Consider the following 24,143-nt stretch of genomic DNA (forward strand, 5'->3'; position numbering starts at 1 on the left):
CTCCGCCGGCGCTCCCTCAGCGCTCCCTCGGCCCCGCGTAGCGGCTGGCCGGGCGGGGCAGTCCCAGGTGCCCGCGCAGGGTGTCCGCCGCGTACGCCGTGCGGAAGGCGCCGCGCCGCTGCAACTCCGGGACCAGGCGCCGGGTGATCGCGGTGAGGTCGTGCGGCAGCGCGCCGGGCCGCAGGCGGAAGCCGTCGAGTCCGGCGTCGCGCCAGTCGAGCAGCAGGTCGGCGAGGTCGCCGGGGGTGCCGGTGAAGATCTCGGCGTCGGAGGTCTGCGCGGCGCCGTCCAGGTCGTCCAGGCGGCCCTTGCGGCGGGCCGCGGCGCCCGGCTCGTCGTCCAGCAGGACCACGAGTTCGGCGAACCGGAGCAGGGGGCGGGCGCGCTCGTCGCGGCCGGTCGCGGCCACCGCCGCGTCGACCTGGGCGAGGATCGCCGCGGTGTCCTCGCGGTCGTGCGGCGTGACCTGGACGAGGTCACTGGCGCGGGCCGCGAACTCGTACGGCGTGGAGGCGTGGGCGAGGCTCGCCACCAGTGGCTGGCCCTGCGGGGGGCGCGGGGTGATCGACGGGCCGCGCACGCTGAAGTGCGGGCCCTCGAAGTCGATGTGGTGGAGCTTGTCCCGGTCGATGAAGCGGCCGGTGGCCGCGTCCCGTATCTCCGCGTCGTCCTCCCAGCTGTCCCACAGCCGCCGCGCCACCTCGACCACGTCGGCGGCCTCGTCGAACAGCGGGCGCAGCCGGGCCGCGATCAGCTCGGGGTGGCGGGCGTCCTCGTCGGTGACCACGGGGGTGGTGCGGCGGCCGAAGTGGGCGGCGTCCGCGGCGCGGGCGGCGATCTGGGGGCGCCAGCCGGCCCGTCCCCGGGAGGCGAAGTCGAGCGTGGCGATGCCGATGGCCAGGTGGAACGGCTCGGTGTGGGTGACGTTGGTGGTGGGGACCAGGCCGATCCGGCGGGTGAGCGGGGCGAGGCGGGCCGCCAGCAGCACCGCGTCCAGGCGGCCCCTGACCTGATCGGTACGTTCGTCGGTGCGGTGGAAGGCGGCGGACTGGAGGCCGAGGGCGTCCTCGAAGGTGACGAAGTCGAGCAGCCCGCGCTCGGCCTCGGTGACGAGATCGGCCCAGTAGGCGGTGGTGAACAGGTCGCGGGGCCGGGCGCCGGCGGCCCGCCAGGCGGCCGGGTGCCAGCCGGCCCCGTCCAGGGCCACGGCCAGGTGCAGCGGGTTCCCGGTCATGACGCCGTCCCTTCCCGGCCGTGTCCGGGCCGTGCGGTGTGCGGGGGTGTGCCCAGGCCCAGGTGGTCCCGGAGGGTGGTGCCGGTGTAGTCGGTGCGGAAGACGCCCTTGTCCTGGAGGAGGGGCACCACCCGGTCCACGAAGTCGTCGAGGCCGCCGGGGGTCAGGTGGGGCACCAGCACGAAGCCGTCGGCGCCGCCGCTCTGCACGTAGTGGTCGACGGCGTCGGCGACGGTGCGCGGGCTGCCGGTGAAGGTGGGGCGGCCGCTGACCTCGATGACCAGGTCGCGGATGCTCAGGCCGCGGGCGTCCGCCAGTGCGCGCCAGCGCCGCGCGATCTCGTCGCGGTCCCGGCGGAAGACCGAATGCCCCTTCAGGAGCTGGGAGTCGGGCTCCGGGTCGATGTCGGGCAGCGGTCCGTCCGGGTCGTACCCGGACAGGTCGCGGCCCCAGACGGCCTCCAGGTGGGCGATCGCGGTCTGCGGGCTCACCAGGGCGCGGGTGATCTCCTCGGCGTGGGCGGCGGCCTCCTCGTCGGTGTCGGCGACGACGGCGCCGGCGGTGGGGAGGATCTTCAGGTCGCCGGGGGCGCGGCCGTAGCGGGGCAGCCGTTTCTTGACGTCCTGGTAGAACGCGCGGGCCTCGTCGAGCCGGTTGTACTTGCTGAAGACGACCTCGGCGTCCGAGGCGGCGAACTCGCGGCCCTGCTCGGACTCCCCCGCCTGGATGATCACCGGGTGCCCCTGGGGGCCGCGCGGGGTGGTGAAGGCCCCGCCGATGTCGAAGTGCGCGCCGCGGTGGGCGAAGGCGCCGGCCCCGGCGCGGACGAACTCCCCCGCGGCCGGGTCGGCGCGTACGTCGCCGTCCTCCCAGCTGTCCCACAGCTCGCGGGCGGTGGCCAGGAACTCGGCGGCGCGGGTGTAGCGGTCGGTCTCGGCGAGGAAGCCGCCGCGGCGGAAGTTCTCGCCGGTGAAGGCGTCGAAGCTGGTGACGATGTTCCAGGCGGTGCGGCCCTCGCTGAGGTGGTCCAGGGTGGCGAGCCTGCGGGCCACGTCGTAGGGCTCGTTGAAGGTGGCGTTGACGGTGGCGGCCAGGCCGAGGCGGGTGGTGACGGCGGCCAGCGCGCTGAGCACCGTCAGGTTCTCGGGGCGGCCCACGATGTCCAGGTCGTAGACATGGCCCTTGTGCTCGCGCGGGCGCAGTCCCTCGGCGAGGAAGAAGAAGTCGAACTTCCCGCGCTCGGCGGTACGGGCCAGTTCGGCGAAGGAGTCGAAGGCGATCTGGCTGCGCGAGCGGGGGTCGGACCAGACGGTCACGTTGTGGATGGCGGGCAGCTGGGCGGCGAGGTGGATCTGCTTCACGGTCACGCCCACGGCTCGGCGGGGGCGGGCAGCGGGGACGGGGAGACGTACCGCACCGCGTTCTCGAAGGCCACGCCGTGGCTCTTGACGTCGATGGCGATCCGGTCCCCGTCCGCGATCCGGAAGCCGTCGTGGAAGCTGGCCTCGTCGGCGCCCAGCAGGACGTAGTTGACCAGGCCGGGGCGGCGCACCGCCGGGAAGGAGAACAGGTGCTCGGCCATGTCCCCGATCCGGAAGTACAGGGCGTCGCCGCCGCAGTCGAAGCCGCCCTCCCAGGCGGTGGCGCCGTCGCGCACGATGGTGACCCTGCCGGTGGCCGAGCGCGGCGGCGGGCCGAGGAACAGCCACGGGGACAGGGCGGTGTCGCACAGCTTGCAGTACGGGTTGTAGCCGGGGTCCTGGCGGTGCAGGCCGATGTCGCACAGGTCGTTGCCGAAGGTGTACCCGGCGTAGCGCGGGGTGCCGTCGGAGTCGTTGACGTAGACGAGGGCGATCTCGGGCTCCTCGATGAGGGCGACCGGGGCGGCGGGCACGGTCAGTGGTTCGCCGGGCAGCCGCACCCAGTCCCCGAAGCCCTTGAAGAACCACTTGGGCGGGGTGAACTCGCCGTCCTCGGGGGCCCGCTGGCCGCCCCACTTCTTCGTGTGGGTGCCCATGAACCCGCTCAGCAGCGCGTCGCCCGCGCGGGTGGGCAGCAGCGGGGCGAGCGGGCGCAGTTCCGGGTCGTCGCCGGGGACGGTGACGGTCGCGGCGCCCTCGGTGAGGGCGGCCCGCAGCGCGGCCGGGGAGCCGTCCGTGGCGATGACGGCGGCGGCCAGGGCGCCCTCGGGGACGCGGTACAGGGTGTGCGGTGTGCCGGGTTCGGGCCGGCCGAAGCCGATGTGGCGTTCACCCCGGTGGAGCGCCTCGAACAGGACGGGAGGAAGGGGCTGCTGGGACATGCGGTGCTCCTCGGAGTCAGGGGGCCGGAGTGGTCAGGCGGCGGGAAGGCCGACTGGTGGGGCGGGGGGCGGTGAGGTCGGTCAGGACCTCGCCGATCCGCTCGACGGCCGCGGCGATCCACGGCAGGCGCAGGGGGTCGGCGGCGGTGAGCGCGGCCGTGCGCCGCTCGTCGTCGTCGCCGTAGAGGCGGCTGGTGGCGGCGCGGATCCGCAGGGCGTCGCGGGGCTCGCCGAAGGCGGAGGCCGGCAGGACGCCGACGCCATGGCGTTCCAGGAGGTGGCGGGCCAGGTCGTCGCCGCCTCGCACGCCGTGCAGCGCGGCCAGCCGGTCCCGCAGCGGCGCGAAGTCCGGGTAGAGGTAGCAGGTGGCGGCGACCGGTGCCAGGAGGGCCCCGGCGGCGGTGAAGCGGGCGGCGACCGCGCGCACCACCGTCTCGTGCAGGCGGCGGCTGGCCGCGACGCGCTCGGTGATCTCCGGCGGCTCCGCGAAGGCGTACGCGGCGGCCGCCTGGACGGGGGCGGGCGCGGTGGACCAGAGCTGGCTGGCGACGGAGACGAGCCGAGTGCGCAGGGCGTGCCCGAGGTCGCTGTCGGGCAGCCGGGCCACACCGGTGCGCCAGCCGCCGAGCGCGAGGTTCTTGGTGAGGCCGGTGGTGACGACGGTGCGTTCGGGGGCCTCCAGGGCCGGGGACCGGGCGGGGGCCGCGGCGCCTTGGACGTCGTAGACCAGATCGCAGTAGATCTCGTCGGAGATGACGATCAGGCCGAGTTCGCGGGCGGCCTCGGCCAGGCGGCGTACCGTGCCGGGCGCGGCGACGGTGCCGGTCGGGTTGTCCGGCACCGTCACCACCACGGACCGGGGGTCCTGCCCCTGGGCCCGCGCCCGCAGCACGGCCTCGCGCAGCCGCCCCGGGTCGGGCACCCCGCCCTGGCCCGGCACGATCGGTACGGGCAGCGGGCGGGCCCCGGCGAGCCGGGCCTGTGCCGCGTAGCTGACCCAGCTCGGCACCGGGACGACCACGTCACCGCCGACGGCGAGCAGCAGCGCGTACAGGAGCGGCTTGCTGCCCGGTCCGGCGACGACGAGCCCGGGGTCGGTGCCGAGGCCGCGCCGCGCCCAGTACCCGGCGGCGGCGGCGCGCAGTTCCGGGCTGCCGGGCACCGGTCCGTACGCGGTGCGGTCCGCCGCGGCGGCGAGCCGTTCGCGCAGCGCCGGGTGGGCGGGCAGCCCGATCTCGCCGCTGGTCATCGCCAGCACCCGTTCCCCGGCGCGGCGCCTGCGCTCCAGGATCTCGTCGGCGGCGAGGGTGGCCGACAGGGAGACCGGGGTGGGCTCGGGCATGGGGACTCCAACGGTCGAGGGGCGGGGGCCGGGTCGCGGGGCGGTCGAGGGGCGGGGGCGGCCGGGGCGGAGGGGAGGCGACGGGCTCGGGCCCGTCAGCCGGGCGTGGCGTAGCGCTGCCGCAGCTCCGCCTTGCGGACCTTGCCGGTCAGGGTTCTGGGCAGGGCGGGCAGCGGTTCCAGGCGGTCCGGCAGGAAGCGCGGGTCGTGCCCGGACTCCCGCAGCAGGGTGTGGAGTTCGTCGAGCGAGGGTCCGGTGTCGCCGTAGGGGGCCACGACGGCGCAGATGACGGTCCCGGTGCCGCCGTCGGGGGCCGGCAGGCCCACCAGGGCGGCCTCCGCGGCCTTCGGGTGGCCGGTGATGACCTCCTCCAGCTCGGTCATCGGCGCGAACCGCCCGTCGCGGACGATCGCGTCGCGGGCCCGCCCGAGGACGCGGATGCCGCCACGGCCGTCGTCCCGGGCGAGGTCGCCGGTGTCGAACCAGCCGTCCGCGCCGAGTTCCGCCGCGAACGCCTCGGGGCGCCGGTGGTAGCCGAGGGAGAGCGAGGCGCCGCGCACCTGGAGGCGGCCGGCCGGGTCGGTGGCGCCCTCGATGCCCGAGGGGGCGATACGGGTCTCCATGGCGTCGATGGCGCGGCCGTTGCTGCGGGCGGCCCAGTCCTCGGGGTCCTCGGGCCGGGTCATGGTGACCGGGCCGTTCTCGGACATGCCCCACAGCGAGTGGGCGCGTGCCCCGAGGGTGGCGTGCACCTCGTCGGCGAGGTCCTTCAGGACGGGCGCCGAGCCGACGACGACATGCCGCAGCGAGCCGGTGTCGCGGTGGACGGCCCGCTGCGCGGCGGCGACGTCGGCGAGGGTGGCGGGCGGCCCGTAAAGGAGTGTGGCGCCGTAGCGTTCGACGAGGTCGAGCAGGGCCTCGTTGCGGCGGATGTCCTGGAAGGCGACGGTGCCGCCGAGCAGTACGGTCGCGAGGACGCCCTGCGCGAAGCCGGAGTAGTGCACGAGCGGGGTGGACACGGCCGCCACCCAGTCCTGCCGGTCCTCTCCGGCGCCGAACGCGTCGACGTAGCCGCGCACCGCCGAGTGGACGGTGTTCTGGCTGTGCAGTACGCCCTTGGACAGGCCGGTGGTGCCGGAGGTGAACAGGACCACGAACGGCTCGTCAGCCGTCAGCGCCAGGCCGTCCAGGTCCCGTGCGCTGTCCGGGTGCTCTTCCCGGGGTACGGCCGTGAAGTGGTCGTGGAAGGAGAGCGCGCCCTCCGGTACCGGGCCGTCCACCACCACGACGTGCTCCAGCGTGGCGAGTTCGTCCCTGAGCGCGGTGGCGGTCCGGGCCGGGGAGGTGCCCTGCCAGTCGGGGAGCGTGACGAGGACCCGCGCGCCGGTGAGGGTGAGGCGGTGGCGGAGTTCGGGCTCGGGGCAGACGGGCGCGATCGGGCAGATGACGGCGCCCACGCGCTGGGCGGCGAAGATCAGCGGCACCGTCTCCCACCGGTTGGGCAACTGGACGGCGACGAAGTCGCCCCGCCGCACCCCGAGGCCGAGCAGCGCGGCGGCGAACCGGTCGGTCAGCCGAACGAGTTCGCCGTAGTCCAGGGTGTCGGTACGGGACTCGGTGACGCGGCGGGCCGCGACGGCGAGCTTGCGCGGGCGCTCGCGGGCGTGGCGCCACAGGTCGTCCAGGAAGGTCTCCTCCCGCCACCAGCCGCGCCGCCGGTACTCGGCGGCGCGCTCCGGGGGGACCGGCGAGACGGGGCCGGTGTACCAGGCGGCGAAGCCGGGGGCGGGGGGCGGGGGCTCGGGTGCGGGCGTGGTGACGATCGCGGGTGCGGGCGTGGTGGCGGTCGCGGGTGCGGGCGTGGTGGCGGTCGCGGGTGCGGGCGTGGTGGCGGTCGCGGGTGCGGGCTCGGTCGCAGGCGCAGGCGCAGGCTCGGTCGCAGGCGCCGTCGCCGTCGCGGGCTCGGGCTCGGGCTCGGTCGTAGGCTCGGGCGCCGTCGCGGGATCGGTCACTGGCGCTGGCGCTGTCGGGGACTCGGTCGCGGGGGAAGCGGACCGGTCGGGCGGCCCGGCGGCGGGCTGCGCGGGCTCGGTCGTGGTCGTCATCGGCGCTCCTCGCGGCGGACGTCGAGCAGTTCCGGCAGCGGATCGCCGGCCCGGGAGGCGGCGATCTCCAGCAGGTCCCGGGTGTTGCGGCGGACCCGGTCGGCGACCCAGTCGAAGACCCACTGCTTGCGGGCGTCCGCCGGGAGGTCGAAGGGGACGACCCGGGTGACGGCCAGCGCGGCCGAGCCGGCGCCGCCGATGTTGGCGATCACGCCGGGGACCAGGGTGGCCCCGGAGGCGGCGGCCTTCTCCTTCGCGGCGGCGCTGGAGGCGAGGTTGGCGCCCTCGACCACGAGCCCGGCCCGCAGCCGGTGCGCGTTCTCGGCGCTGAGCGCGTGCTTCTGCGCGGCGAGGACCAGCAGGTCGGCGTCGACGTCGAGCCAGGCGTCCGGCTCGCCGGAGAGCGTGACGTGCTGCGGCAGCCGGGAGCGGTCGATGCGCCCGAAGTCGTCGGTGACGGCGGCCAGCTCGGCCACCGGCAGCCGGTCCGCGCTGATGGTGCCCTGCACGTCCGCGACGCCGACGACGACGTGCCCGCGCTCCTCCAGGAAGCGGGCGACGGCCCGGCCCACCGCGCCGAAGCCCTGCACCACGACCCGGGCGGGCCCGCTGTGCCCGCTCGCCTCCAGGGCGGTGACCGCCGCCACGCCGACCCCGTGCCCGGTGACGTCGAGCAGCGGCTCGTAGTACGTGCGCCAGTCGATCGGCATGTCCGGCACGCCGAGCCGGTAGCGCGGGTCGTAACCGGCCTCGGCGAAGAACACGGCCCGGTCCGCCGAGGTGACGCCCATGTCGATGCCGAGGTGGATGCCGCCGTGCAGCAGCGGCTTGACGGTCCGGCCGAAGGTGCGGAACGTCTCCTCGCGGCCGCTGCCGTCGGAGACGATGCCGCCCTTGGCGCCGCCGATACGCAGGCCCGCCAGGGTGAACTTGTCGGTCATGTCGCGGGCCAGGCCGCGCACTTCCTCCTCGGTGACGCCCGGGGTCATCCGTACGCCGCCCATGGCCAGGCCGTCGACGAGGGTGTCGACGACCACCCAGCCCTTGACGGCGCCGCCGCTGCCGTTGAGGTGGACGGTGAACGCGGGCTCTTGGCCGTCTTGCGGAGCACTAGCACTCATGGACAACTCCTCCAGGTCTTCGGGTGGTTCGCGGGTGCGATGCGGGTGGGGTCACCGGTAGAGCCGCGTGAAGCCGCGCAGGATCTCCAGGCCGTCGCTGCGGAACTCCAGGTGCGCCTGGGAGCCGTGGACCCGGCCGTCCTCGGAGCGCAGGAACTCCACCGGCGCGTGCTCGGAGCGGCCGATGGACCGGTAGCCCTCCGGGGCCGCCCGCAGGTACAGGGTGTGACGGTGGAAGACCGTCACCGTCGGCTTCACGTACGCGAAGAGCGGTTCCTCCTTGTCGACCTGCGCCTCGTGGCCGCCGACCCGCTGCGGCCCTTCCGCGAGCTGCCCGCCGGCCGCGACGGCGAGGATCTGCATGCCGCCGCAGATCCCGAAGACCGGTACGCCGGCGGTGGTCACGAGGTCGATCAGCGGCCGGTAGTGGTCGCGGTCGTAGGCCCGTACCTTGGTGCCGCTCAGCACGATCGCCTGGTAGCGGCCGCCGAGCCGGGCGGGCACCGACGCCACGTCCACCGCGTCGGTGTCCGAGCCCAGTTCCTCGAAGCGGGCGCGGAGCTGTTTCAGGGACAGTGTTCCGTTGTTGACGACCAGCACACGGGGGTGCGCCACGTACGTGCTCCTCATTCTCGGGTGATGACGGTTCCGGTGCGGCCGGCGGTCAGGTCGGTGACGGGCGCGCTGCCGATCACGACCTGCTCCACACCCCTGTCCAGGGCCTCGCCCGCGGCCCGCAGCTTCTTGCGCATGCCTCCGGTGGCGCCCTTGTCGCGGAACTCCGCCGCGGCCCGCGCCCCGATCCGGCGCACCGGTTCGCCGTCGATCAGCAGGTGGGCGACGTCGGTGACGAGGACCAGGCGGGCGGCGCGGACGGCGCCCGCGAGGGCCGCGGCGGCCCGGTCGGCGTCGGTGTTGACCTCCTGGCCGGCCTCGTTGCGGGCCAGCGGGGTGATCAGGTGGGCGTGGCCGGGCCGCGGGTCCTTCAGCGGTTCGGTGTCCACGCCGGTGATCGGGCCGACGCGGTTCTCCAGCTCGACGAGCTGCTTGTCCCGCCACCACCAGCGTTCGGCCTGCCCGGCGCGGACCAGGCCGTCGCTGCCGAGCAGCCGCTCGGCGGTGATCCCGCGCGCGGCGAGCAGGTCGATGACCTGGATGCCCAGACCGGCGCTGACGGTCTTGATGTCGGCGATCACCTCGGGGGTGGTCCACCGGCTCTGGTTGCCGTAGCGGTCGCGCAGGATCGCCGAGGGTGCCCGGTGGCGCGGATGGAACCGCTTGAGCGGCTTGGACCAGCCGTGGACGAGGATCAGGGGCCGCGTCCGCCCCAGCTCGGCCAGGTCGTCCCACCAGGCGCCGTCCAGCTCGTCGAGGCAGCTGCCGCCGAGCTTGACCACGACCGGCGCGGGGCCGTCCGGCGCGGGGCCGCCCTGGCCGCGGCCGTCCTGCGCGGGGCCGTCCTGCGCGGGGCCGTCCTGCGCGGGGCCGTCCTGCGCGGGGCCGTCCGGCGTGCCGGACTTCGCCGTCCCGGTCATGCGGGCATCACCGGCTGCATGGTCAGCCCCGTCTCCTGGGGCAGTCCGAACCGGATGTTGGCGGCCTGCACGGCCTGGCCCGCGGCCCCCTTGACGAGGTTGTCGAGGGCGGCGAGGACCACGATGCGGCCGCTGTCGTCCTCCTCGTCCCGCAGCACCGTCACATCGCAGAAGTTGGAGCCGAGCACGGCCTGCGGGTCCGGTACCGGGATCAGCGTCTCGGTGTGCCGGCGCACCCGGACGAACGGGTGGTCCTTGAAGTACCGCAGGTACGCCCGGTGCAGCTCACGCTGGCCGAGCGGCCCGGCATCCTCGGCGGGGAAGACGTAACTGCTGGTCAGCAGGCCCCGAACGTGCGAGACACCGTACGCGGACATGGTCAGCGAACCGATGGTGCCGGCTCCGTCGCGCGTCAGGAAGTCACCGACCTCGGCGGCGTGCCGGTGCCCGGTCGGGGCGTACGGTGCGATGGCCCCGCTGCGGAAGGGGTGCAGGTCGGCGGTGCGCAGCTGGAGGCCGCCGCCGCTGGAGCCGCTCTTGCCGTCGACCACCACGGTCTTCAGGTCCAGGCCGAGGCCCAGGGTGAGCGGGGCGAGTCCCAGGGTGATGGCGGTGGCGTAGCAGCCGGGCAGCGAGATCAGCGGGGCGTCGGCCAGCCGGTCGCCGACCAGTTCCGGTACGCCGTACACGAAGCGGTCCGCGAGGTCGGCGCGCCGCCGCACCTTCGGGTACCAGCGGTCGTGCAGGTGCGGGGTGCGGATGCGGAAGGCTCCGCTGAGGTCGATCACCGCCGGGACGCGGTCGGCCAGCAGGGCGGCGAGTTCCGCCGAGACCGGCGCGGGTGTGGCGAGGAAGACGACGTCGACGCGGTCGGCGATGTCCTCGGTGACGGGCTCCACGGTCAGGCCCAGGTCGAGGCGGAGGCCCGGGTGCAGTTCCGCCGGGCGCCTGCCGATGCGGGAGGAACCGCCGAGGAAGGTCAGCTCCAGGCCGGGATGGTGGGTGATGAGTCGGATGAGGTCGCCGCCGGCGAGCCCGGAGGCGCCGACCACTCCTGCGCGGATCATGCGAGCAGCTCCTGCAGCCAGCGGCCGATGGCCGACGCGATGTCCGCTCCGGTGGCCGAGGCCACCGCCCGGAACGCGGGGGCGTGGTTGACCTCGTTGACGAGGAGGCCGTCCGGGGTGCGGAAGAGGTCGACTCCGTAGATGCCGGGGCCGAGTTCGGCCACGACGCCGTCGACGATCTTCAGGATGTCGGGGTCGTGCGCGAGGGCGCGGTGCTTGTTGCCGAGCGCCGCGTTGGTGCGCCAGTCGGTGCCGCCGCTCTCGAACTCGGCGGCGCCGACCAGTTCCCGGCCGACGACGAGGCAGCGCACCGAGGAGCCGCCGAGGTACGGCTCCACGAGTCCGGCCTGCTCGAAGGCGTGCCCGAGGTCCTCGACGTAGTCGTACACGGACTGGGCGGTGTCGGCGTCGCGGAGCAGGGTGACCCGCTTGCCCATGCCGCCGAAGACCGGCTTGAGGACCAGCGGCAGTTCCAGCTCCGCCAGCGCCCGGGTGAAGTCCGTGCGGGACAGCACGAGCCGGAAGTCGGGCACGGGCACGCCCGCGGTGTGCAGCAGGGCGCGCAGGGCGGCCTTGTTCTCGCAGGCGTGGATGGCCCGTGCGGTGTTGAGGGTGCGGACCCCGGCGGCCTCGGCGAGGGTGGCGATCAGGCCGCCGCGGGTGTAGCTGCGGCTGCGCACCAGCAGCAGGTCGTAGTCCTTGACGGAGGGCGCGTCCGGGTCGCCGAGGCCCAGGGACTCGTCGTTGACCCAGTCGGCGCGCAGGCCGAAGTCCGGGGCGGCCTGGATCAGCAGGCGTTCCTCCCAGCCGAGCCGGTCCGCGACGATCGCGACGGCGTTGCCCATGTCACTGGCCCCAGTCGCGGAGCTGGACCTCGACCATCCGCAGGGCGAGGCGGCCGTCCTCGACGCCCTCGACCCGCAGCGTGAGCAGGCACTCCGGGCAGGAGAGGGTCTCGCCGCGCACGACCGGCGGCACGGTCAGGCCGGTCTCGCACTCGGGGCAGGCGCCGGAGAGGGTGGCGGTGGGCATGGGGGAACTCCGTTCGTGGACGGGCGTGGTGAGGGTTGGGGAGGTGCGGGTGGGACGTGTCAGGTGGGCCGGCGGGGGTGTCTCAGGCGGGCTGGAAGTCGACGGCCGCCTTGCGGATCGCGTCCCGGTCGAGCAGCGGGCCGCCCGCCCGCTCCTGGCGTTCGGTCAGCCAGGGGGTGAAGGCGTCGACGTCGACGTCGATGCCCGAGTCGGCCAGCGCCCACCGGACCAGGGCCGGGGTGAGGCGCCTGCGCACCCGCAGTTCCCGCTGGTTGCCGACGAGTTCGGCGGGCAGCGTCTCGTACGCCTCCGGGTTGCTGAGCTGGCCCGGAAGCTCGTAGGCGAAGGCGTGCGGGGTGGTGGGCCCGGACTGGAAGGCGTCACCGAGGCCGGCGCCGCGCAGGGCGAGGCGGGACAGCTCGGTGAGGTGGGTGAGGTCGAAGCGGGTGTCGCCGTGCATGACGCGCAGCGCGGTGAGCAGTTCGGCCAGCGGGGCGTTGCCGCCGCGCTCACCGATGCCGCCGACGGTCGCGGAGATCCACCGCGCGCCCGCGCGGACGGCCGCCAGCGAGTTGGCGACGGCCATGCCGAGCATGTGGTGCGAGTGGATCTCGATCTCCGCGCCGTCGAGCGCGGTGAGCCGGCCGATCACCTCTTCCATCTGCCAGGGCGACAGCTGGGCGACGGTCTCCGCGAGCCGGAAGCGGTCGGCACCGGCCTCGAACCCCGCGCTCACGTACGGGACGAGCCGCTCAGCGGGGGTGCGGGCGCCGTCCTCGCCGCTGAAGGTGACGTGGAAGCCGCGCTCCTTGGCCTGGGTGATCGCGGAACGGGCCAGCGCGGTGAGGAACTTGGCGCTGGACGAGCCCAGTTTGAGCGCGGCGTGCTGCTCGGAGGTGGGGATGGAGTACATGATGTGCCGCACGCCCAGGCGGGCGGCCTCGTCGAGTGCCGTCGCGACCTGCCGGCGGTCGCGCACGACGACCAGCGTCATGCTGCGCTCGGGGCCGATCTCCTCGTGGGTGGCCAGGACGAGATCGGCGTCCTTGGAGTCCGGGCCGGACACCATGCCCACCTCGACCAGCTCGACGCCGGTCCGCACCAGCAGGGAGGCGATGGCCGCGGCGTCCTTGGGCCCGAACTCGACGCCGGCCATGTGCGCGGAGTCGCGCAGGGTGGCGTCGGATATCCGGGGTGATCCCGGAACCGTACCGGGGATTTCTGTCGCAGCCATGGTCCGTCACTCCTTCTCCGGGATGGTCCGCTGCACTGCCCCAAAGCCTCTTCGGCAAGGCGGCGGAAAACAAGGTCCGCCGTGTCAGAACTCCTTGGGCAAATGTCAGGGAATGACAAGGGGAAAAGGCCGTGCAAGGTTCCTGTCCGCCCTCGACAAATCTGCGGGAGCGCACTGCCATGGGCGCGCCTTACGTCCTACGGTGGATTTCATGGACCTTTTCTCACTGCCTCGGCTGGGGGTCGTCGTACCGCCGGAGAACCCCACGGCGGAACCGGAGTTCAATAGCCTTCTGGCCGCCCGCATGAATGTGTACACGTCCCGTTTCCCGGTGACCCCGGGAATCGGGCTGCGGGACATGCTGGAGACGTACAACGCCGTACTGCCGGGCACGCTCGGCGACTTCGGCCGGCTGCGGCTGCACGCCGCCGTGGTGGCGTGCAGCGCCTCGCACTACCTGCTGGGCCCGGACGGGGACCGGGACTTCTGCGAGCGGCTGTCGGACCGGGCGGGCTTTCCCGTGCGGTCCTCGACCCAGGCGATCCTGGCGGCCTGCGAGGCGCTGGGCGTGTCCCGGCTGACCCTGGTCTCCCCGTACGAGTCGTGGCTCACCGACACCTCCCGCGCGTTCTGGGAGCGGGCCGGCCTCACGGTCGACGGCGTGCTGCGGGTACCGGCGGCGAAGGACCCGGCGGGCCGGGACCACTACGACCCGTACGAGGTGACGCCCGAGGCGCTGCTGCGGCGCATACGCGAGGCCCGGCTCCCCGGCGACACGGCCCTGCTGTTCACCGGCACGGGCATGGCCACGCTCGCCGCGCTGGACCGGCTCGCCGGGGAGGACGGCCGGCGCACCCTGCTCACCTCCAACCTGGCGTCGGCCTGGTGGGCACTGCGGGCGGCGGGCGACGACGGAGGCGGCGCGAGCGGGGGCGCGGGTGCGGGTGCGGGCGGGGGCGCGGGTGCGGGCGGGGGCGCGGGTGCGGGTGCGGGCGGGGGCGGGGGCGCGGGTGCGGGCGGGGGCGGGGGCGCGGGCGGGGACGCGCATCCGCTGTTGCGGCGCCTGGAACGGGCGGCGGCCTGATACGCGGCGGGGGCTGGGCCGGACCGTCCACCGCTCCTCAGCCGCCCGAGCCGCCCGAGCCCCCAGCCGCCCCGGCCCCTCAGCCACCTCCCGTCCCTCAGCCACCTCCCGTCCCTCACCCCTCGGCCGGTTCCGGCACGCGGGAAGCATGGCCCATCCGGTATCCCACCCCCCGTACGGTGATGATCCACCGGCTGGAACCGAGTTTCGCCCGCAGGCTGCTGACATGGGTGTCTATGGTCCGGCTGGCACTGCCCCAGCTGCTCCCCCACACCCTTTCCATCAGCTCATTGCGCGACAGCACGGTTTCCGGGGTGGCGGCCAGGGTGTAGAGCAGTTCGAATTCTTTCGACGTGACCGGGACGACCCGGTCGTGCAGGCGTACTTCCTGGATGCGCGGGTCCATGTGGAGGGGGCGCAGGGAAATGGGCCCGATGGTGTCCCGTACCGGACGGGCGCGGCGCAGCACCGCCTCGATACGGGCGCCGATCTCCCGGAATCCCCAGGTTTTCGCCACGCAGTCGTCCGCGCCCGCGTTGAGGGCGAGCACCCGGTCGAGTTCGTCGTCGGGGTCGGTGACGGCGATCAGCGGGGTGCCGCCGCCGCTGCGCACGGACCGGCACACCTCCAGTCCGTCGATGTCGGGCAGTTCCAGCGAGAGCAGCACCAGATCGGCGTCGCGGTAGCTCCGCAGGGCGCGCGCGCCGGTGTGCACGCTGCGCGCGGCGTACCCCTGCCGCCGCAGGTCGTGCACCATGGCTTCGGCGGTGGCGGTGTCCCGCTCCACCACGAGTACGTTCGTCACGTGTCCCGTCCCTTCTCCTCGCCCGTCATCAGCCCGCCACGCCGGTGAGTTCGGCGGGCGGCGGCGCCGGTGCCCCGGGAGTGGCACGGGATGCTCCGTACAGGTGTTCGTAGACGTGTGCGGCGGAGGCCATGGTCATGTGGTGGTGCCAGCCGGGGAAGGACCGGCCCTCGAAGTCGAGCACGCCGTACCGTTCCCGCAGCGTGCCGACGGCCGTCCGGGCGGCGGTGCGGACCCGGCCGAGACCGAGCACCTCCTCCACCCGCCGGTCCACCAGGGTGGTGATCCAGTACCGGGTGCCGCGGCCGTTCGGGTCCGGCTGTTCCAGGACGCGGTACGTGCGCGCGTCCCCCTCGGCGCCGGGGCCAGGGCCGGGGTGGGGCAGCCGGACCGTTCCCTGGTAGGTGCGCACGGGCACCGCGCGGGAGCGGCCCTCCGTGTTCCGGGCGGCCATGAGGTGCGCCTGCCGGGCGTGCCGGGCGGCCATCAGCGCGCCCACGGTGCTCACGGCCGGGAGGTGCTGCCCGACGAGCACGGCCTGGCCGGGACCGACCTCGCACACCACCTCGCGTCCCAGCCGGGCGAGCCCGGCGAGCACCCCGGTCGCGTCCTCGTACCGGGTCAGGTCGAGCACCCAGGGGACGTCGGGCGCGTGGGCGAGTGCGCCGGCGGCGTGGTCGACCACGTGGGCGCCGGCCGGGCGCGCGGTCTCCGTCTCCGGTACGCGGGCGCGGCGCCGGCGCGGGGCGTCGTGCTCCCAGGGGCCGCTGAGCAGCAGGCTCCAGTCCAGCGGTAAGCAGTGGGTGTCCGTGGCCAGGAAGAGACCGAGGGCGCGCTGGCAGTTGACGGTGCGCCCGGTCGTCCCGTCCACGCGGCGGTGCACCCCGACGGAGTGCTCGCCGGTCTTGGGGATGATCAGTTCGGCCACGGTCCAGGCGAGCGGGGTGGCGGCGGCCGCGGCCCGGCGGGCGAGCCGGCGCCGCACCGGGCGCCAGTCCCACGGGCTGGCGTTGATGAACTGGTCCAGGCCGTGCACCGCCGAGGAGGGCAGGGCCGGGGCCCGCCCGAGACGGCGTGGTGTTTTCTTGCCGGAGACATGGATCAGGGCCCAGAGATACTCCCGGGCCCAACGGCGCTGTTCCGCCCGGCGAAGCGATCTGAAGACGTCGTCCACGAAACTCCGTATGGACGCGCCTTCGCCCGGCATGGCCGACCGTATCCCGCTTGACGACATGTGAGGGGTCCCCCTTGATTACGTACTGATCGCACTCATGTCAGTGCATGGCGCATCCGCACGGGATACAAAAATACCGCCCGGAGCGGCAATGTCGAGGCTGGCTTATCACTTCGCCAATTCGCGCTCTGATCTGCGCGAACGGCCGTTGTGACGCCATTTTTCGACTGCCGGAATGTCAACGGCGCATGAAAAGTTGACGCAGCACCGAAAGCGGCTAATGGCCGCCGAAGGCCGGGGGACGTACCTTCGGCGGCCGGCAGGGGGGCCGGGCGGCGGTCCGGGAGACGTGCGGTGCCGAGCCGTACGGGGCGGCAGGCGCCACTTCCGCGGCAGGCGCCGCTTCCGCGACAGGCCCTAGTCGGCGGACCGCCGGGCCGGGAAGCCGTGGGGGCGGGCGGCGAGGACGACGGCGAGCACCGGCAGCAGGAGCAGCAGCACGCTCCAGGGGAAGGAGTCGCTGCCGGCGACGTCCAGCAGCACACCGCCGATGACCCCGCCGGCCGCCATCGCCACGTTCCACAGGGTGACCAGCATCGCCTGGGCGGAGTCGGCGTGCTCGCCGCCCGCCTCACCGGCCGCGGTCTGCAGCAGGGTGGGCACCCCGCCCCAGCCCAGGCCCCACAGCACGGCGGCGACGTAGACGAAGGCGGTGTGGTCGGCGAGCACCGCCAGCACGGCGGCGGCCACGGCGACCAGCAGGGCGCTGGCGACGGTCAGGGCGCGCAGCCGGCGGTGGATCTGGGCGCCGACGATCCAGATGCTCGCCAGCGAGGCCGCGCCGAAGACGAGGAGCACCAGATCGGTGTTGCCGCCCAGGCCCAGGTCGTCGAGGAAGGTGGCGATGTAGGCGTACAGGATGGTGTGGGCGAGGACGAAGACGAGGGTGACGAAGAGGACCGGGGTCACGCCCGGCACGCGCAGGGCCTGCAGCATCCTGGGGCGCTCGCCGCGTTCCTGCCCCGGGTAGTCCGGCACGGCCGCGGTGATCCACAGCAGGAGGACCACGGTGAGCGCGGTCATGGCGAGGAAGGCCACGCGCCAGTCGGTCACCTTGCCGAGGAAGGTCCCGGCGGGCACGCCGAGCGAGAGGGCCACCGGGATGCCCGCCATGGCGATGGCGATCGCCCGGCCCTGGAGCTGGGGCGGCGCCATGCGCCGCGCGTACCCGGCGAGCAGCGCCCAGGCCAGGCCGGCGGCGACGCCCGCGACGAAACGGGCCGCCATGGTCAGCCCGTAGGCGGAGGACACGGCCGTGACGGTGTTGGCCAGGGCGAAGCCGCCCATGGCGGTCAGCAGCAGCCGCTTGCGCCGCCAGCCCGCGGTGGCCGCGGTCAGCGGGATCGCGGTCAGCGCGGTGCCGATCGCGTAGATGGTGACGGTCTGGCCGGTCGCGGACTCGCTCACCTTGAGGTCGTGGCTCATCGCGGGCAGCAGGCCCGCCGGGAGGGTCTCGGTGAGGCTGGTGATGAAGACGGCGGTCGCCAGGGCGAGCAGGGCGAGGAGCGGGAGCCGCTGCGGCTCGCCGCCTCCCGCCGCGCCGGTCTCGGCGCCGGCGCCTGCGGCGGCGCCTGGACCGGTGCCGGGTCCGGGGCCTGCGGCGGAACCGGCCGCGGTGTCGGGTGCGGTGCTCATGTGAGGTACTCCGTGGGTTCTGGGGACGGGAGGGGGTGAGGGGGGTGAGGAGGGCGGGAGAGGGTGCGGGGGGCTGCGGGTGAGGGGTCTGCGGGTGAGGGCGCGAGCCCGGGCCTGGACCTGAGCCTGGACGTGGGCCTGACCTGAACGTGGGCGCCGGGCGTCACACGTGCCCGAGGCCGCCGTCGACCGGGAGCCGGGCCCCGGTCGTGAAGGTCGCGTCGGTCGCCAGGAAGAGGGCGGCCCGGGCGACCTCCTCGGCGGCGCCGAGGCGGCCCAGCGGCGGCAGCGGCACGGCGGCGCCGCCCGGCGCCTCGATACAGCCGGGGGCCACCGCGTTGACCCGGATGCCACGGGAGACGGCCTCCGCGGCGAGCGCGTGCACACCGGCGGAGGGCGGCCCGTCGGAGGACGGCCCGGCGGCGGTGAGCACCGCGGCGCCGCCGTCCTTCAGCCGGGGCAGCAGCAGCCGCGCGGCCGGCACGGTGTCCGCGAACAGCAGGTCCACCTCGCCCCCGGCGGAGCCGAGGCAGGTACCGAGGGCGGCCGGGGCGACGACCCGGGCTGCGGAGCCGAGTTCGGCGGCCGCGCGGTCGCGCTCGTGCGGTGTGGCGGCGGTCAGCACCACTTCGGCACCGCCTTCCACCAGGCGCTTGGCGATGGCCAGGCCGATAGCGGCGCTCTCACCGACGACCACGGCCCTCCGGCCGGCGTATCTGGTCATGCCTGCCGCTCCCTCCGTGCGGTCGCTCCCGCCGGACGCGCGGTACCGTCCGGCAGGACCGAGCGTGCGCCCCGGCACTTCGGGAAACCTTCGGACCGGCTGAGGGCCGGAGCCTTCGGACAGGCTGAGGGCCGGAGCCTTCGGACAGGCTGAGGGCCGGAGCCTTCGGACAGGCTGAGGGCCGGAGCCTTCGGACCTGTTGCGGGCCGCCCGGACGTATGCAGGCGCATATACAGTGATCCGCATGCGGTTTGGGGTGCTCGGGCCACTGGTGGTGTGGGACGACGCGGGCGAGACCGTCAGGGTCCCCGAAGTCAAGGTCCGCGCGCTGCTCGCGGATCTCCTCGCGCACGACGGCGGCCCGGTCTCCGCGGACCGCCTCATCGAGGACCTGTGGGGCGACCGGCCGCCGGGCAGGCCGGCGGGCGCCCTGCAGGCCAGGGTCTCCCAGCTGCGCCGGGTCCTCGGCCGGGACCGGGTGGTGCGGCAGCCGCCGGGTTACCGGCTGCGGCTCGACGGCGGCGCGGACGAGGTGGACGCCGTACGGTTCCACGCGCTGGTGACCGAGGCGCGCCGCGAAGAGGCCCCCCGGGCGCGGGCCGCCCTGCTCACCGACGCCCTCGCGCTGTGGCGGGGGCCGGCGTACGCGGACTTCGCGGACGAGGAGTTCGCCCGGGGGGCCGCGCAGCGCCTCGCGGAGCAGCGGCTGTCCGTGCTGGAGGAGCAGGCGCAGGCGCGGCTGGAGGCCGGGGAGCAGGTACTGCTGGTCGGTGAGCTGGCGGACCTCGTGGCCCGGCACCCGCTGCGCGAACGCCTGCGCGCCCTGCACATGAGGGCCCTGTACGCGGCCGGCCGGCAGAGCGAGGCCCTGGCCTCGTACGAGGAGCTGCGCGCCCGCCTCGCCGAGGAACTGGGCGTCGACCCCGGCCCCGAGCTGAGCACCTTGCGGCAGGCGGTCCTCCGCCAGGACCCGCACTTGAGCACCCTGCGTCAGGCATCCCCGGGCCAGGACCCCCAACCGGCGGCACCACGAGGGACGTTCCGGAACCAGGACCCGCAGTCGCCCCCCACCCGCACGGAGTCCACCACCCGCACAGACTCCACCACCACCCCCCGCTCCCACCTCCCCGCCCCCCTCACCCCCCTCATCGGCCGGCACCGCGCCCTGGCCGAACTGTCCGGACTCCTCGGCTCGGCCCGCCTGGTGACCCTCACCGGTCCCGGCGGCGTCGGGAAGACCCGCCTGGCCGTGGCCGCGGCCCGTGCGGCGGAGCAGGACGGCGCACTGCCCGACGGGGTACGGCTCGTGGAGTTCGCCGGCGTACGGTCCGGCACCGCCGCCGCTCTCGCCCAGATCGTCGCCGCCGCCCTCGGTGTCCGCGACGACGCCGTGCCGGGCACCGGTCCGGTGGCCGGGCCGGGTGCCGCCTCCCCCGCCCACCGGCTCGCCGCCGCCGTACGGGACCGGCGGGCGCTGCTCGTCCTGGACAACTGCGAGCACGTCGTGGACGCCGCCGCCGAACTCGCGGAACTGCTCCTGAGCACCGCCCCCGGGCTGCGCGTGCTGGCCACCAGCCAGGAACCGCTCGGCCTGACCGGCGAGGCCGTGTTCCTGGTGGAACCGCTGGGCGACGCCGACGCCGTACGGCTGTTCACCGAGCGTGCGGCGGCCTCCGCGCCCGGCTTCCCGGCCGATCCGGACGCCGCGGAACCGGCCGACCGCGAGGCCGTCGCGGAGATCTGCCGCCGCCTGGACGGCATCCCGCTCGCCCTCGAACTCGCCGCCACCCGGGTGCGCGCCCTGGGCGTACGGGAACTGGCGGCCCGGCTCGGTGACCGGTTCCACCTGCTGACGTCCGGTCAGCGCGGGGCGCCCGCCCGGCAGCAGACGCTGCGGGCGGTGATCGACTGGAGCTGGGAACTGCTCAGCGCGCCCGAGCGGATCGTCCTGCGGCGGCTCGCCGCGTTCAGCGACGGCTGCGACCTCGCGGCGGCCGTGGCGGTGTGCCCGGGCGGCGGTGTCGCCCGCGACGAGGTGCTCGACCTGGTGACCCGGCTCGTCGACCGCTCCCTGGTGGCCGTGGTGGAGGGCTCGGCCGGTCCCCGCTACCGCCTCCTGGAGTCGGTGGCGGCGTACGCGACGGAACGGCTGCACGAGATGGAGGACCTGGACAACGTACGGGACCGCCATCTGCGCCACTACCTCGCGCTCGCGGAGGACGCCGGGCCCCGGCTGCGCGGCGGCGCGCAGAGCGAGTGGCTGGCGCGGCTGGACGCGGAGGCGGGCAATCTGCGCGCAGCCCTGGACGAGGCGGTGCGCCGCGCCGCCGCGGGCGCCCCGGAGCAGGCCGCGCGGCTGGCCCTCGCCCTGTCCTGGTGGTGGCTGCTGCGCGGCCGGCTCACCGAGGCCCGCAGCCGACTGGCGGCCCTGCTGGCGGCGCTCGCGCGAAGCGGCGGGTCCGGCGGCGGCGCCCTCCCCTGCGAGTCGGCCGCCGAACTCGCGCTGCTGCACGCGGGGTTCGCGCTGCTCACCGGGGATCAGGTGCCGGTGAGCGCCACCGGGGACGCCGACGCCGTCGCGGACCCGGTACGCCGGGCGCGCGCGCTGTGGCTGTGCGCGTTCGGGCTGTTCAGCTCGGGCGCCACGGCCGAGAGCGGCGCGCTGAACGATCGTGCCTGCACGCTGTTCACGGCCGCGGGCGACCAGTGGGGCACCGCCGCCGCGCTCAGCCTGCGGGCGCGGCTCGCCCTGGACCGCGGCGACCTGGCCGCGGTGGAACGCGACGGGCTGCGCGGCGCCGCGCTCTTCCGGGAACTGGGCGACCACTGGGGCGAGTTGCAGACGGTGTCGCCACTGGCCACGTTCGCCGAGATCAAGGGCGACTACCAGGACGCGGCGCGCCGCCAGCGCGAGGGGCTGCGGATCGCCCGCGAACTGGGCCTGGCGGCCGAGGTCTCGGCGCGGCTGTCCGGCCTCGGCCGGCTCATGCTGCTCACCCGGGACTGGGACCGGGCCCGCGAACTGCACGAGCGGGCGCGGCGCATCGCCGCCCGGCACGGCTACCGGTACGGCGAGATCCACTCCGAGATGGGGCTCGCGCTCGGCGCCCGCCGCTCGGGCGACCTCGACGCCGCCGAGACGCACCTGCTGCACCTGCGCGGCCACGCGGCCGTCTCCTCCCCGGCCGGCGACCACCTGCTGCTCGCGGAACTCGGTTTCCTCGCCGAACTGCGCGGCGACGCGGCCGGGGCCGCCGCGCACCACCTGCGCGGCCTGGAGATCGCCCGCTCCCTCGGTGAGCCGCGCGCCCTGGCCCTCTCGCTGGAGGGACTCGCGGGCGCGGCGGCCCTCCCGGCCGGGCCCGGACCGGCGTACGCGGCCCTGCTGCTCGGCGCGGCGGACGCGGCACGCCGCAGCGTGGGCGCGCCGCTGCCGCCCGCCGAACGCGGCGACGTGGACCGCGTCACCTCGGCCGCGCGGGCCGCTCTGGGCGCGGGGCCCTTCGCCGAGGCGTTCGCCCGGGGCACCCGGCTGACCCCGGAGGAAGCGGTACGCGAGGCTCCCGCGCCCTTCGGCCGACGGCACCCGGCGAATCCGACCGATAAGGCTGATACGGCTGATACGGCTGATACGGCTGAACCGACCGAACCGACCGAACCGACCGAACCAACCGATCCGGCCGATCCCGCCGATCCGGCCGATCCCGCCGATCCCGCCTGAGCACGCTCCCCCCTCCCGACGCCCGCCCCGACACGCCCGCCCCCCCCTGACTCCGGGACAGACCCCGCGACCCCAGAATGGGACATATCGCCCGGCGGCCCCCGTTCCGCTCATGGCGGACCATACCGGACAGGCGACAGGTAACAGGTACACGTGTGATGCAGCTTCGTGCCGCCCAGAGGACCGCGGCCCCGGCCGTCCCCCCGCCCGTCCCCCCGCCCGGCTCGCCGCAGGCGTGGCCGCTGCGTCCGGCCGGTCCGGTGCCGCTCCTCGTGCTCGCCGTGGTCCTGCTGGCGCGGGCCGCGCACGTGGCGGTGGTCTCCGCCCAGGGCGGCATGGACAACGCCTTCGTCCTGCACGCCGGACAGACCTGGCTGCACGGCGGCGCCCCGTACGCCGACCGCCGCTTCCTCTACCTGCCGAGCGCCGTGCTCTTCGCCGCCGGTCAGGCACTGCTGCCCGCGGCCCTGCTGCGGCTCGCGGCGCCCGCGGTGTGCGTGGGGCTGATCGCGGGCGGCTGGTGGTGCGCCCTGCGGCTGTTCCGGGTGCCGGCGCGCAGCCGGTTCGCGGTGCTGGGGCTGCTCGGCCTGGTGCTGTGCTGGGCACCGGTGGGGCACCTCGTGGAGCTGGGGAACTGGACCGCGGTCGGCGCCTTCGCGCTGCCGTGCGCCCTGCTGCTCGCGGACCGCGGGCGCTGGACCGCAGCCGGGGTGGTGCTGGGGCTGTCCGTGGCGGTCAAGCCTTTGCTGCTGCCGGTGCTCCTGCTGCTGGTGGCGGCCCGCAGGTGGGGCGCCCTGGCCTGGGCGGCGGGGCTGCCGCTGGCCCTGTCGGCGGGCACCGCGCTGGTCATGCCGGACCCGGGCGGGTTCTTCACCCGTACGCTGCCCTTCCTCCTCAAGGGCGGGGACCGGCTGATGCGGCCCTTCGACTGCTCGCTGCCCGCGGTGCTGCCGCGGCTCGGGGTGCCGCCGCTCGCGGCCGAGGCGGTGGCGCTGGCCGCCGCGGCGGCCGGCCTGGTGTGCGCCTGGCGGCGCTGGCGGCGCGCCGACCCGGGCCCGGCCCGGCTCGCGGAGACGGCCGCCCTGCTCATGCTGTCGTCGTTCCTGGTGTCCCGGCCTTCGTACGAGCACTACCTGGCCGTCGTGGTGCCGCTGCTGGCGGCGGGCGTGCTGCGGCCAGGCGCGGTGGCGCGCTCACCGTGGTTCTGGGCGGCGCTGGTGCCGCAGGTGCCCGGGATCGCGGTCCCGTACCTGGACGCCTCCACCCGCCGGGCGTTCAAGGACACGGTCACGCTGTGCGGCCTGGCGCTGGTCGTGGCGGTGCGCTGCGCGCGGCCGGCGCCGGCCCGGCGGACCGCCTCCGCTCCCGGGCGAGCACCCGGGCCGGGGCCCGCGCCCGGCTCCGAGCCGCCCGCCGCGGTTCCCTGACCCGGGGCCGCCCCGTCAGGCGTCGCCCCCGGGCTCCCAGCCCTGCCGGCGCAGCACGGCCGACACGTCGGGCGCCTCGTAGTGGTCGCCCTTGAGCACCTTGCCGTCGGCCCGGCGGGCGACCTGGCCGTCAGGGCCGAGCTTGGTCATGTTGGACCGGTGGATCTCGGCGATGACCGCGTCGAGGTCGACGCCGTGCACCAGGGCGGTGCCGTACGCGATGTACACCACGTCGGCCAGTTCGTGCGCCAGCTTGTCGAGGGGGCCGTCGACCGAGACCTCCGCCACCTCGGCCGCCTCCTCGGCGAGCAGTTCCCCGCGGTGCGCGGCCAGCTCCGGGGAGACCCGCGCCGGAGTGGCGCGGACGTCGAGCCCGAAGGCGCGGTGGAACTCACGGACGAGGTCGGCGGGGGAGGAACTCATACGGCGACTCTATCGGCCGCCGGTGACAGTCAGCCGTCCGTCACGGACAGGCACCCTCTGCCCCTCACCCCGGCCCCCTGCTCCACCCCCACCCCCACCCCCGGCCCTGTTCAGCCGC

The 24,143-nt window shown here is 75.2% G+C and carries 20 protein-coding genes; 3 read left to right on the plus strand and 17 right to left on the minus strand.

Annotated elements, in window-relative coordinates; all coding sequences use genetic code 11:
- Positions 1-16: 16 nt before the first annotated feature.
- The 12 genes from ABZ858_RS13265 to ABZ858_RS13320 form a co-directional block, all read right to left on the minus strand.
- A complete protein-coding gene (locus ABZ858_RS13265; protein WP_361376007.1) occupies positions 17-1,234 on the minus strand; it encodes an LLM class flavin-dependent oxidoreductase in 1,218 nt (405 codons plus the stop codon).
- On the minus strand, positions 1,231-2,595 hold the full coding sequence (locus ABZ858_RS13270) for an NtaA/DmoA family FMN-dependent monooxygenase (protein WP_361376010.1): 1,365 nt from the start codon (positions 2,593-2,595) through the stop codon (positions 1,231-1,233). Before ABZ858_RS13270 ends, ABZ858_RS13265 begins: the two co-directional genes overlap by 4 nt.
- A gap of 2 nt (positions 2,596-2,597) precedes the next feature.
- A complete protein-coding gene (locus ABZ858_RS13275; RefSeq protein ID WP_361376013.1) occupies positions 2,598-3,536 on the minus strand; it encodes a fumarylacetoacetate (FAA) hydrolase in 939 nt (312 codons plus the stop codon).
- A gap of 16 nt (positions 3,537-3,552) precedes the next feature.
- A complete protein-coding gene (locus ABZ858_RS13280; RefSeq protein WP_361376016.1) occupies positions 3,553-4,878 on the minus strand; it encodes a pyridoxal phosphate-dependent aminotransferase in 1,326 nt (441 codons plus the stop codon).
- A gap of 95 nt (positions 4,879-4,973) precedes the next feature.
- Positions 4,974-6,983 (minus strand): AMP-binding protein, encoded by a 2,010-nt coding sequence (locus ABZ858_RS13285; protein ID WP_361376019.1) that lies wholly within the window; start codon positions 6,981-6,983, stop codon positions 4,974-4,976.
- A complete protein-coding gene (locus tag ABZ858_RS13290; protein WP_361376022.1) occupies positions 6,980-8,104 on the minus strand; it encodes a Glu/Leu/Phe/Val dehydrogenase dimerization domain-containing protein in 1,125 nt (374 codons plus the stop codon). The genes ABZ858_RS13285 and ABZ858_RS13290 overlap by 4 nt, the downstream gene beginning before the upstream one ends.
- Before the next feature lie 51 nt (positions 8,105-8,155).
- Positions 8,156-8,719 carry a gamma-glutamyl-gamma-aminobutyrate hydrolase family protein gene (locus ABZ858_RS13295; RefSeq protein ID WP_361376025.1) on the minus strand — a complete coding sequence of 188 codons (564 nt, stop codon included), beginning with the start codon at positions 8,717-8,719 and terminating at the stop codon, positions 8,156-8,158.
- Positions 8,720-8,730: 11 nt separating this feature from the next.
- Positions 8,731-9,501 carry an acetylglutamate kinase gene (locus ABZ858_RS13300; protein ID WP_361376188.1) on the minus strand — a complete coding sequence of 257 codons (771 nt, stop codon included), beginning with the start codon at positions 9,499-9,501 and terminating at the stop codon, positions 8,731-8,733.
- Between the two features lie 134 nt (positions 9,502-9,635).
- Positions 9,636-10,706, minus strand: coding sequence for an N-acetyl-gamma-glutamyl-phosphate reductase (gene argC / locus ABZ858_RS13305; RefSeq protein ID WP_361376028.1), 1,071 nt, complete (start codon positions 10,704-10,706; stop codon positions 9,636-9,638).
- Positions 10,703-11,551 carry a RimK family alpha-L-glutamate ligase gene (locus ABZ858_RS13310; protein ID WP_361376031.1) on the minus strand — a complete coding sequence of 283 codons (849 nt, stop codon included), beginning with the start codon at positions 11,549-11,551 and terminating at the stop codon, positions 10,703-10,705. The genes argC and ABZ858_RS13310 overlap by 4 nt, the downstream gene beginning before the upstream one ends.
- A 1-nt stretch (position 11,552) precedes the next feature.
- Positions 11,553-11,738: a lysine biosynthesis protein LysW gene (locus ABZ858_RS13315; RefSeq protein ID WP_361376034.1), complete on the minus strand. Its 186-nt coding sequence runs from the start codon at positions 11,736-11,738 to the stop codon at positions 11,553-11,555.
- Positions 11,739-11,820: 82 nt separating this feature from the next.
- Entirely contained in the window at positions 11,821-12,972 is a 1,152-nt protein-coding gene (locus tag ABZ858_RS13320) for an isopropylmalate synthase (RefSeq protein WP_361376037.1), read from the minus strand.
- 211 nt (positions 12,973-13,183) lie between these two features.
- Here ABZ858_RS13320 and ABZ858_RS13325 point away from each other — a divergent pair, with 211 nt between their 5' ends.
- Positions 13,184-14,056, plus strand: coding sequence for an arylmalonate decarboxylase (locus ABZ858_RS13325; RefSeq protein WP_361376040.1), 873 nt, complete (start codon positions 13,184-13,186; stop codon positions 14,054-14,056).
- A 115-nt stretch (positions 14,057-14,171) separates the two neighbouring features.
- Here the strand turns inward: ABZ858_RS13325 and ABZ858_RS13330 are convergent, their stop codons facing one another.
- The 4 genes from ABZ858_RS13330 to ABZ858_RS13345 all read right to left on the minus strand — a co-directional run bounded on the left by ABZ858_RS13330 (position 14,172) and on the right by ABZ858_RS13345 (position 18,454).
- Positions 14,172-14,861, minus strand: a complete 690-nt coding sequence (locus tag ABZ858_RS13330) for a response regulator transcription factor (RefSeq protein WP_361376043.1) — start codon at positions 14,859-14,861, stop codon at positions 14,172-14,174.
- A 28-nt stretch (positions 14,862-14,889) separates the two neighbouring features.
- Complete coding sequence (locus tag ABZ858_RS13335; protein ID WP_361376046.1) at positions 14,890-16,035, minus strand: transposase; 1,146 nt, start codon at positions 16,033-16,035, stop codon at positions 14,890-14,892.
- 417 nt (positions 16,036-16,452) lie between these two features.
- A complete protein-coding gene (locus ABZ858_RS13340) occupies positions 16,453-17,730 on the minus strand; it encodes an MFS transporter (RefSeq protein ID WP_361376049.1) in 1,278 nt (425 codons plus the stop codon).
- A gap of 163 nt (positions 17,731-17,893) precedes the next feature.
- The gene (locus tag ABZ858_RS13345) at positions 17,894-18,454 is read right to left on the minus strand and encodes an SDR family oxidoreductase (protein WP_361376052.1); all 561 of its coding nucleotides are present in this window, start codon (positions 18,452-18,454) and stop codon (positions 17,894-17,896) included.
- A 244-nt stretch (positions 18,455-18,698) separates the two neighbouring features.
- Here ABZ858_RS13345 and ABZ858_RS13350 point away from each other — a divergent pair, with 244 nt between their 5' ends.
- Entirely contained in the window at positions 18,699-22,175 is a 3,477-nt protein-coding gene (locus ABZ858_RS13350) for a BTAD domain-containing putative transcriptional regulator (RefSeq protein WP_361376055.1), read from the plus strand.
- 158 nt (positions 22,176-22,333) lie between these two features.
- On the plus strand, positions 22,334-23,602 hold the full coding sequence (locus ABZ858_RS13355) for a glycosyltransferase 87 family protein (protein ID WP_361376058.1): 1,269 nt from the start codon (positions 22,334-22,336) through the stop codon (positions 23,600-23,602).
- A 15-nt stretch (positions 23,603-23,617) separates the two neighbouring features.
- Here ABZ858_RS13355 and ABZ858_RS13360 read toward each other — a convergent pair whose 3' ends face one another.
- Positions 23,618-24,025, minus strand: coding sequence for a hypothetical protein (locus tag ABZ858_RS13360; protein ID WP_361376061.1), 408 nt, complete (start codon positions 24,023-24,025; stop codon positions 23,618-23,620).
- Positions 24,026-24,143 lie beyond the last annotated feature (118 nt).

Source organism: Streptomyces sp. NPDC047017 (assembly GCF_040644175.1).
Classification (GTDB): domain Bacteria; phylum Actinomycetota; class Actinomycetes; order Streptomycetales; family Streptomycetaceae; genus Streptomyces.

What these genes read in the sequence shown, in the direction of transcription:
- argC (WP_361376028.1), bottom strand. Translation starts at nt 10,706, where the DNA reads ATGATCCGCGCAGGAGTGGTCGGCGCCTCCGGGCTCGCCGGCGGCGAC.
- ABZ858_RS13265 (WP_361376007.1), bottom strand. Translation starts at nt 1,234, where the DNA reads ATGACCGGGAACCCGCTGCACCTGGCCGTGGCCCTGGACGGGGCCGGC.
- ABZ858_RS13290 (WP_361376022.1), bottom strand. Translation starts at nt 8,104, where the DNA reads ATGAGTGCTAGTGCTCCGCAAGACGGCCAAGAGCCCGCGTTCACCGTC.
- ABZ858_RS13280 (WP_361376016.1), bottom strand. Translation starts at nt 4,878, where the DNA reads ATGCCCGAGCCCACCCCGGTCTCCCTGTCGGCCACCCTCGCCGCCGAC.
- ABZ858_RS13360 (WP_361376061.1), bottom strand. Translation starts at nt 24,025, where the DNA reads ATGAGTTCCTCCCCCGCCGACCTCGTCCGTGAGTTCCACCGCGCCTTC.
- ABZ858_RS13285 (WP_361376019.1), bottom strand. Translation starts at nt 6,983, where the DNA reads ATGACGACCACGACCGAGCCCGCGCAGCCCGCCGCCGGGCCGCCCGAC.
- ABZ858_RS13340 (WP_361376049.1), bottom strand. Translation starts at nt 17,730, where the DNA reads ATGAGCACCGCACCCGACACCGCGGCCGGTTCCGCCGCAGGCCCCGGA.
- ABZ858_RS13350 (WP_361376055.1), top strand. Translation starts at nt 18,699, where the DNA reads ATGCGGTTTGGGGTGCTCGGGCCACTGGTGGTGTGGGACGACGCGGGC.
- ABZ858_RS13310 (WP_361376031.1), bottom strand. Translation starts at nt 11,551, where the DNA reads ATGGGCAACGCCGTCGCGATCGTCGCGGACCGGCTCGGCTGGGAGGAA.
- ABZ858_RS13355 (WP_361376058.1), top strand. Translation starts at nt 22,334, where the DNA reads ATGCAGCTTCGTGCCGCCCAGAGGACCGCGGCCCCGGCCGTCCCCCCG.
- ABZ858_RS13345 (WP_361376052.1), bottom strand. Translation starts at nt 18,454, where the DNA reads ATGACCAGATACGCCGGCCGGAGGGCCGTGGTCGTCGGTGAGAGCGCC.
- ABZ858_RS13315 (WP_361376034.1), bottom strand. Translation starts at nt 11,738, where the DNA reads ATGCCCACCGCCACCCTCTCCGGCGCCTGCCCCGAGTGCGAGACCGGC.
- ABZ858_RS13320 (WP_361376037.1), bottom strand. Translation starts at nt 12,972, where the DNA reads ATGGCTGCGACAGAAATCCCCGGTACGGTTCCGGGATCACCCCGGATA.
- ABZ858_RS13275 (WP_361376013.1), bottom strand. Translation starts at nt 3,536, where the DNA reads ATGTCCCAGCAGCCCCTTCCTCCCGTCCTGTTCGAGGCGCTCCACCGG.
- ABZ858_RS13325 (WP_361376040.1), top strand. Translation starts at nt 13,184, where the DNA reads ATGGACCTTTTCTCACTGCCTCGGCTGGGGGTCGTCGTACCGCCGGAG.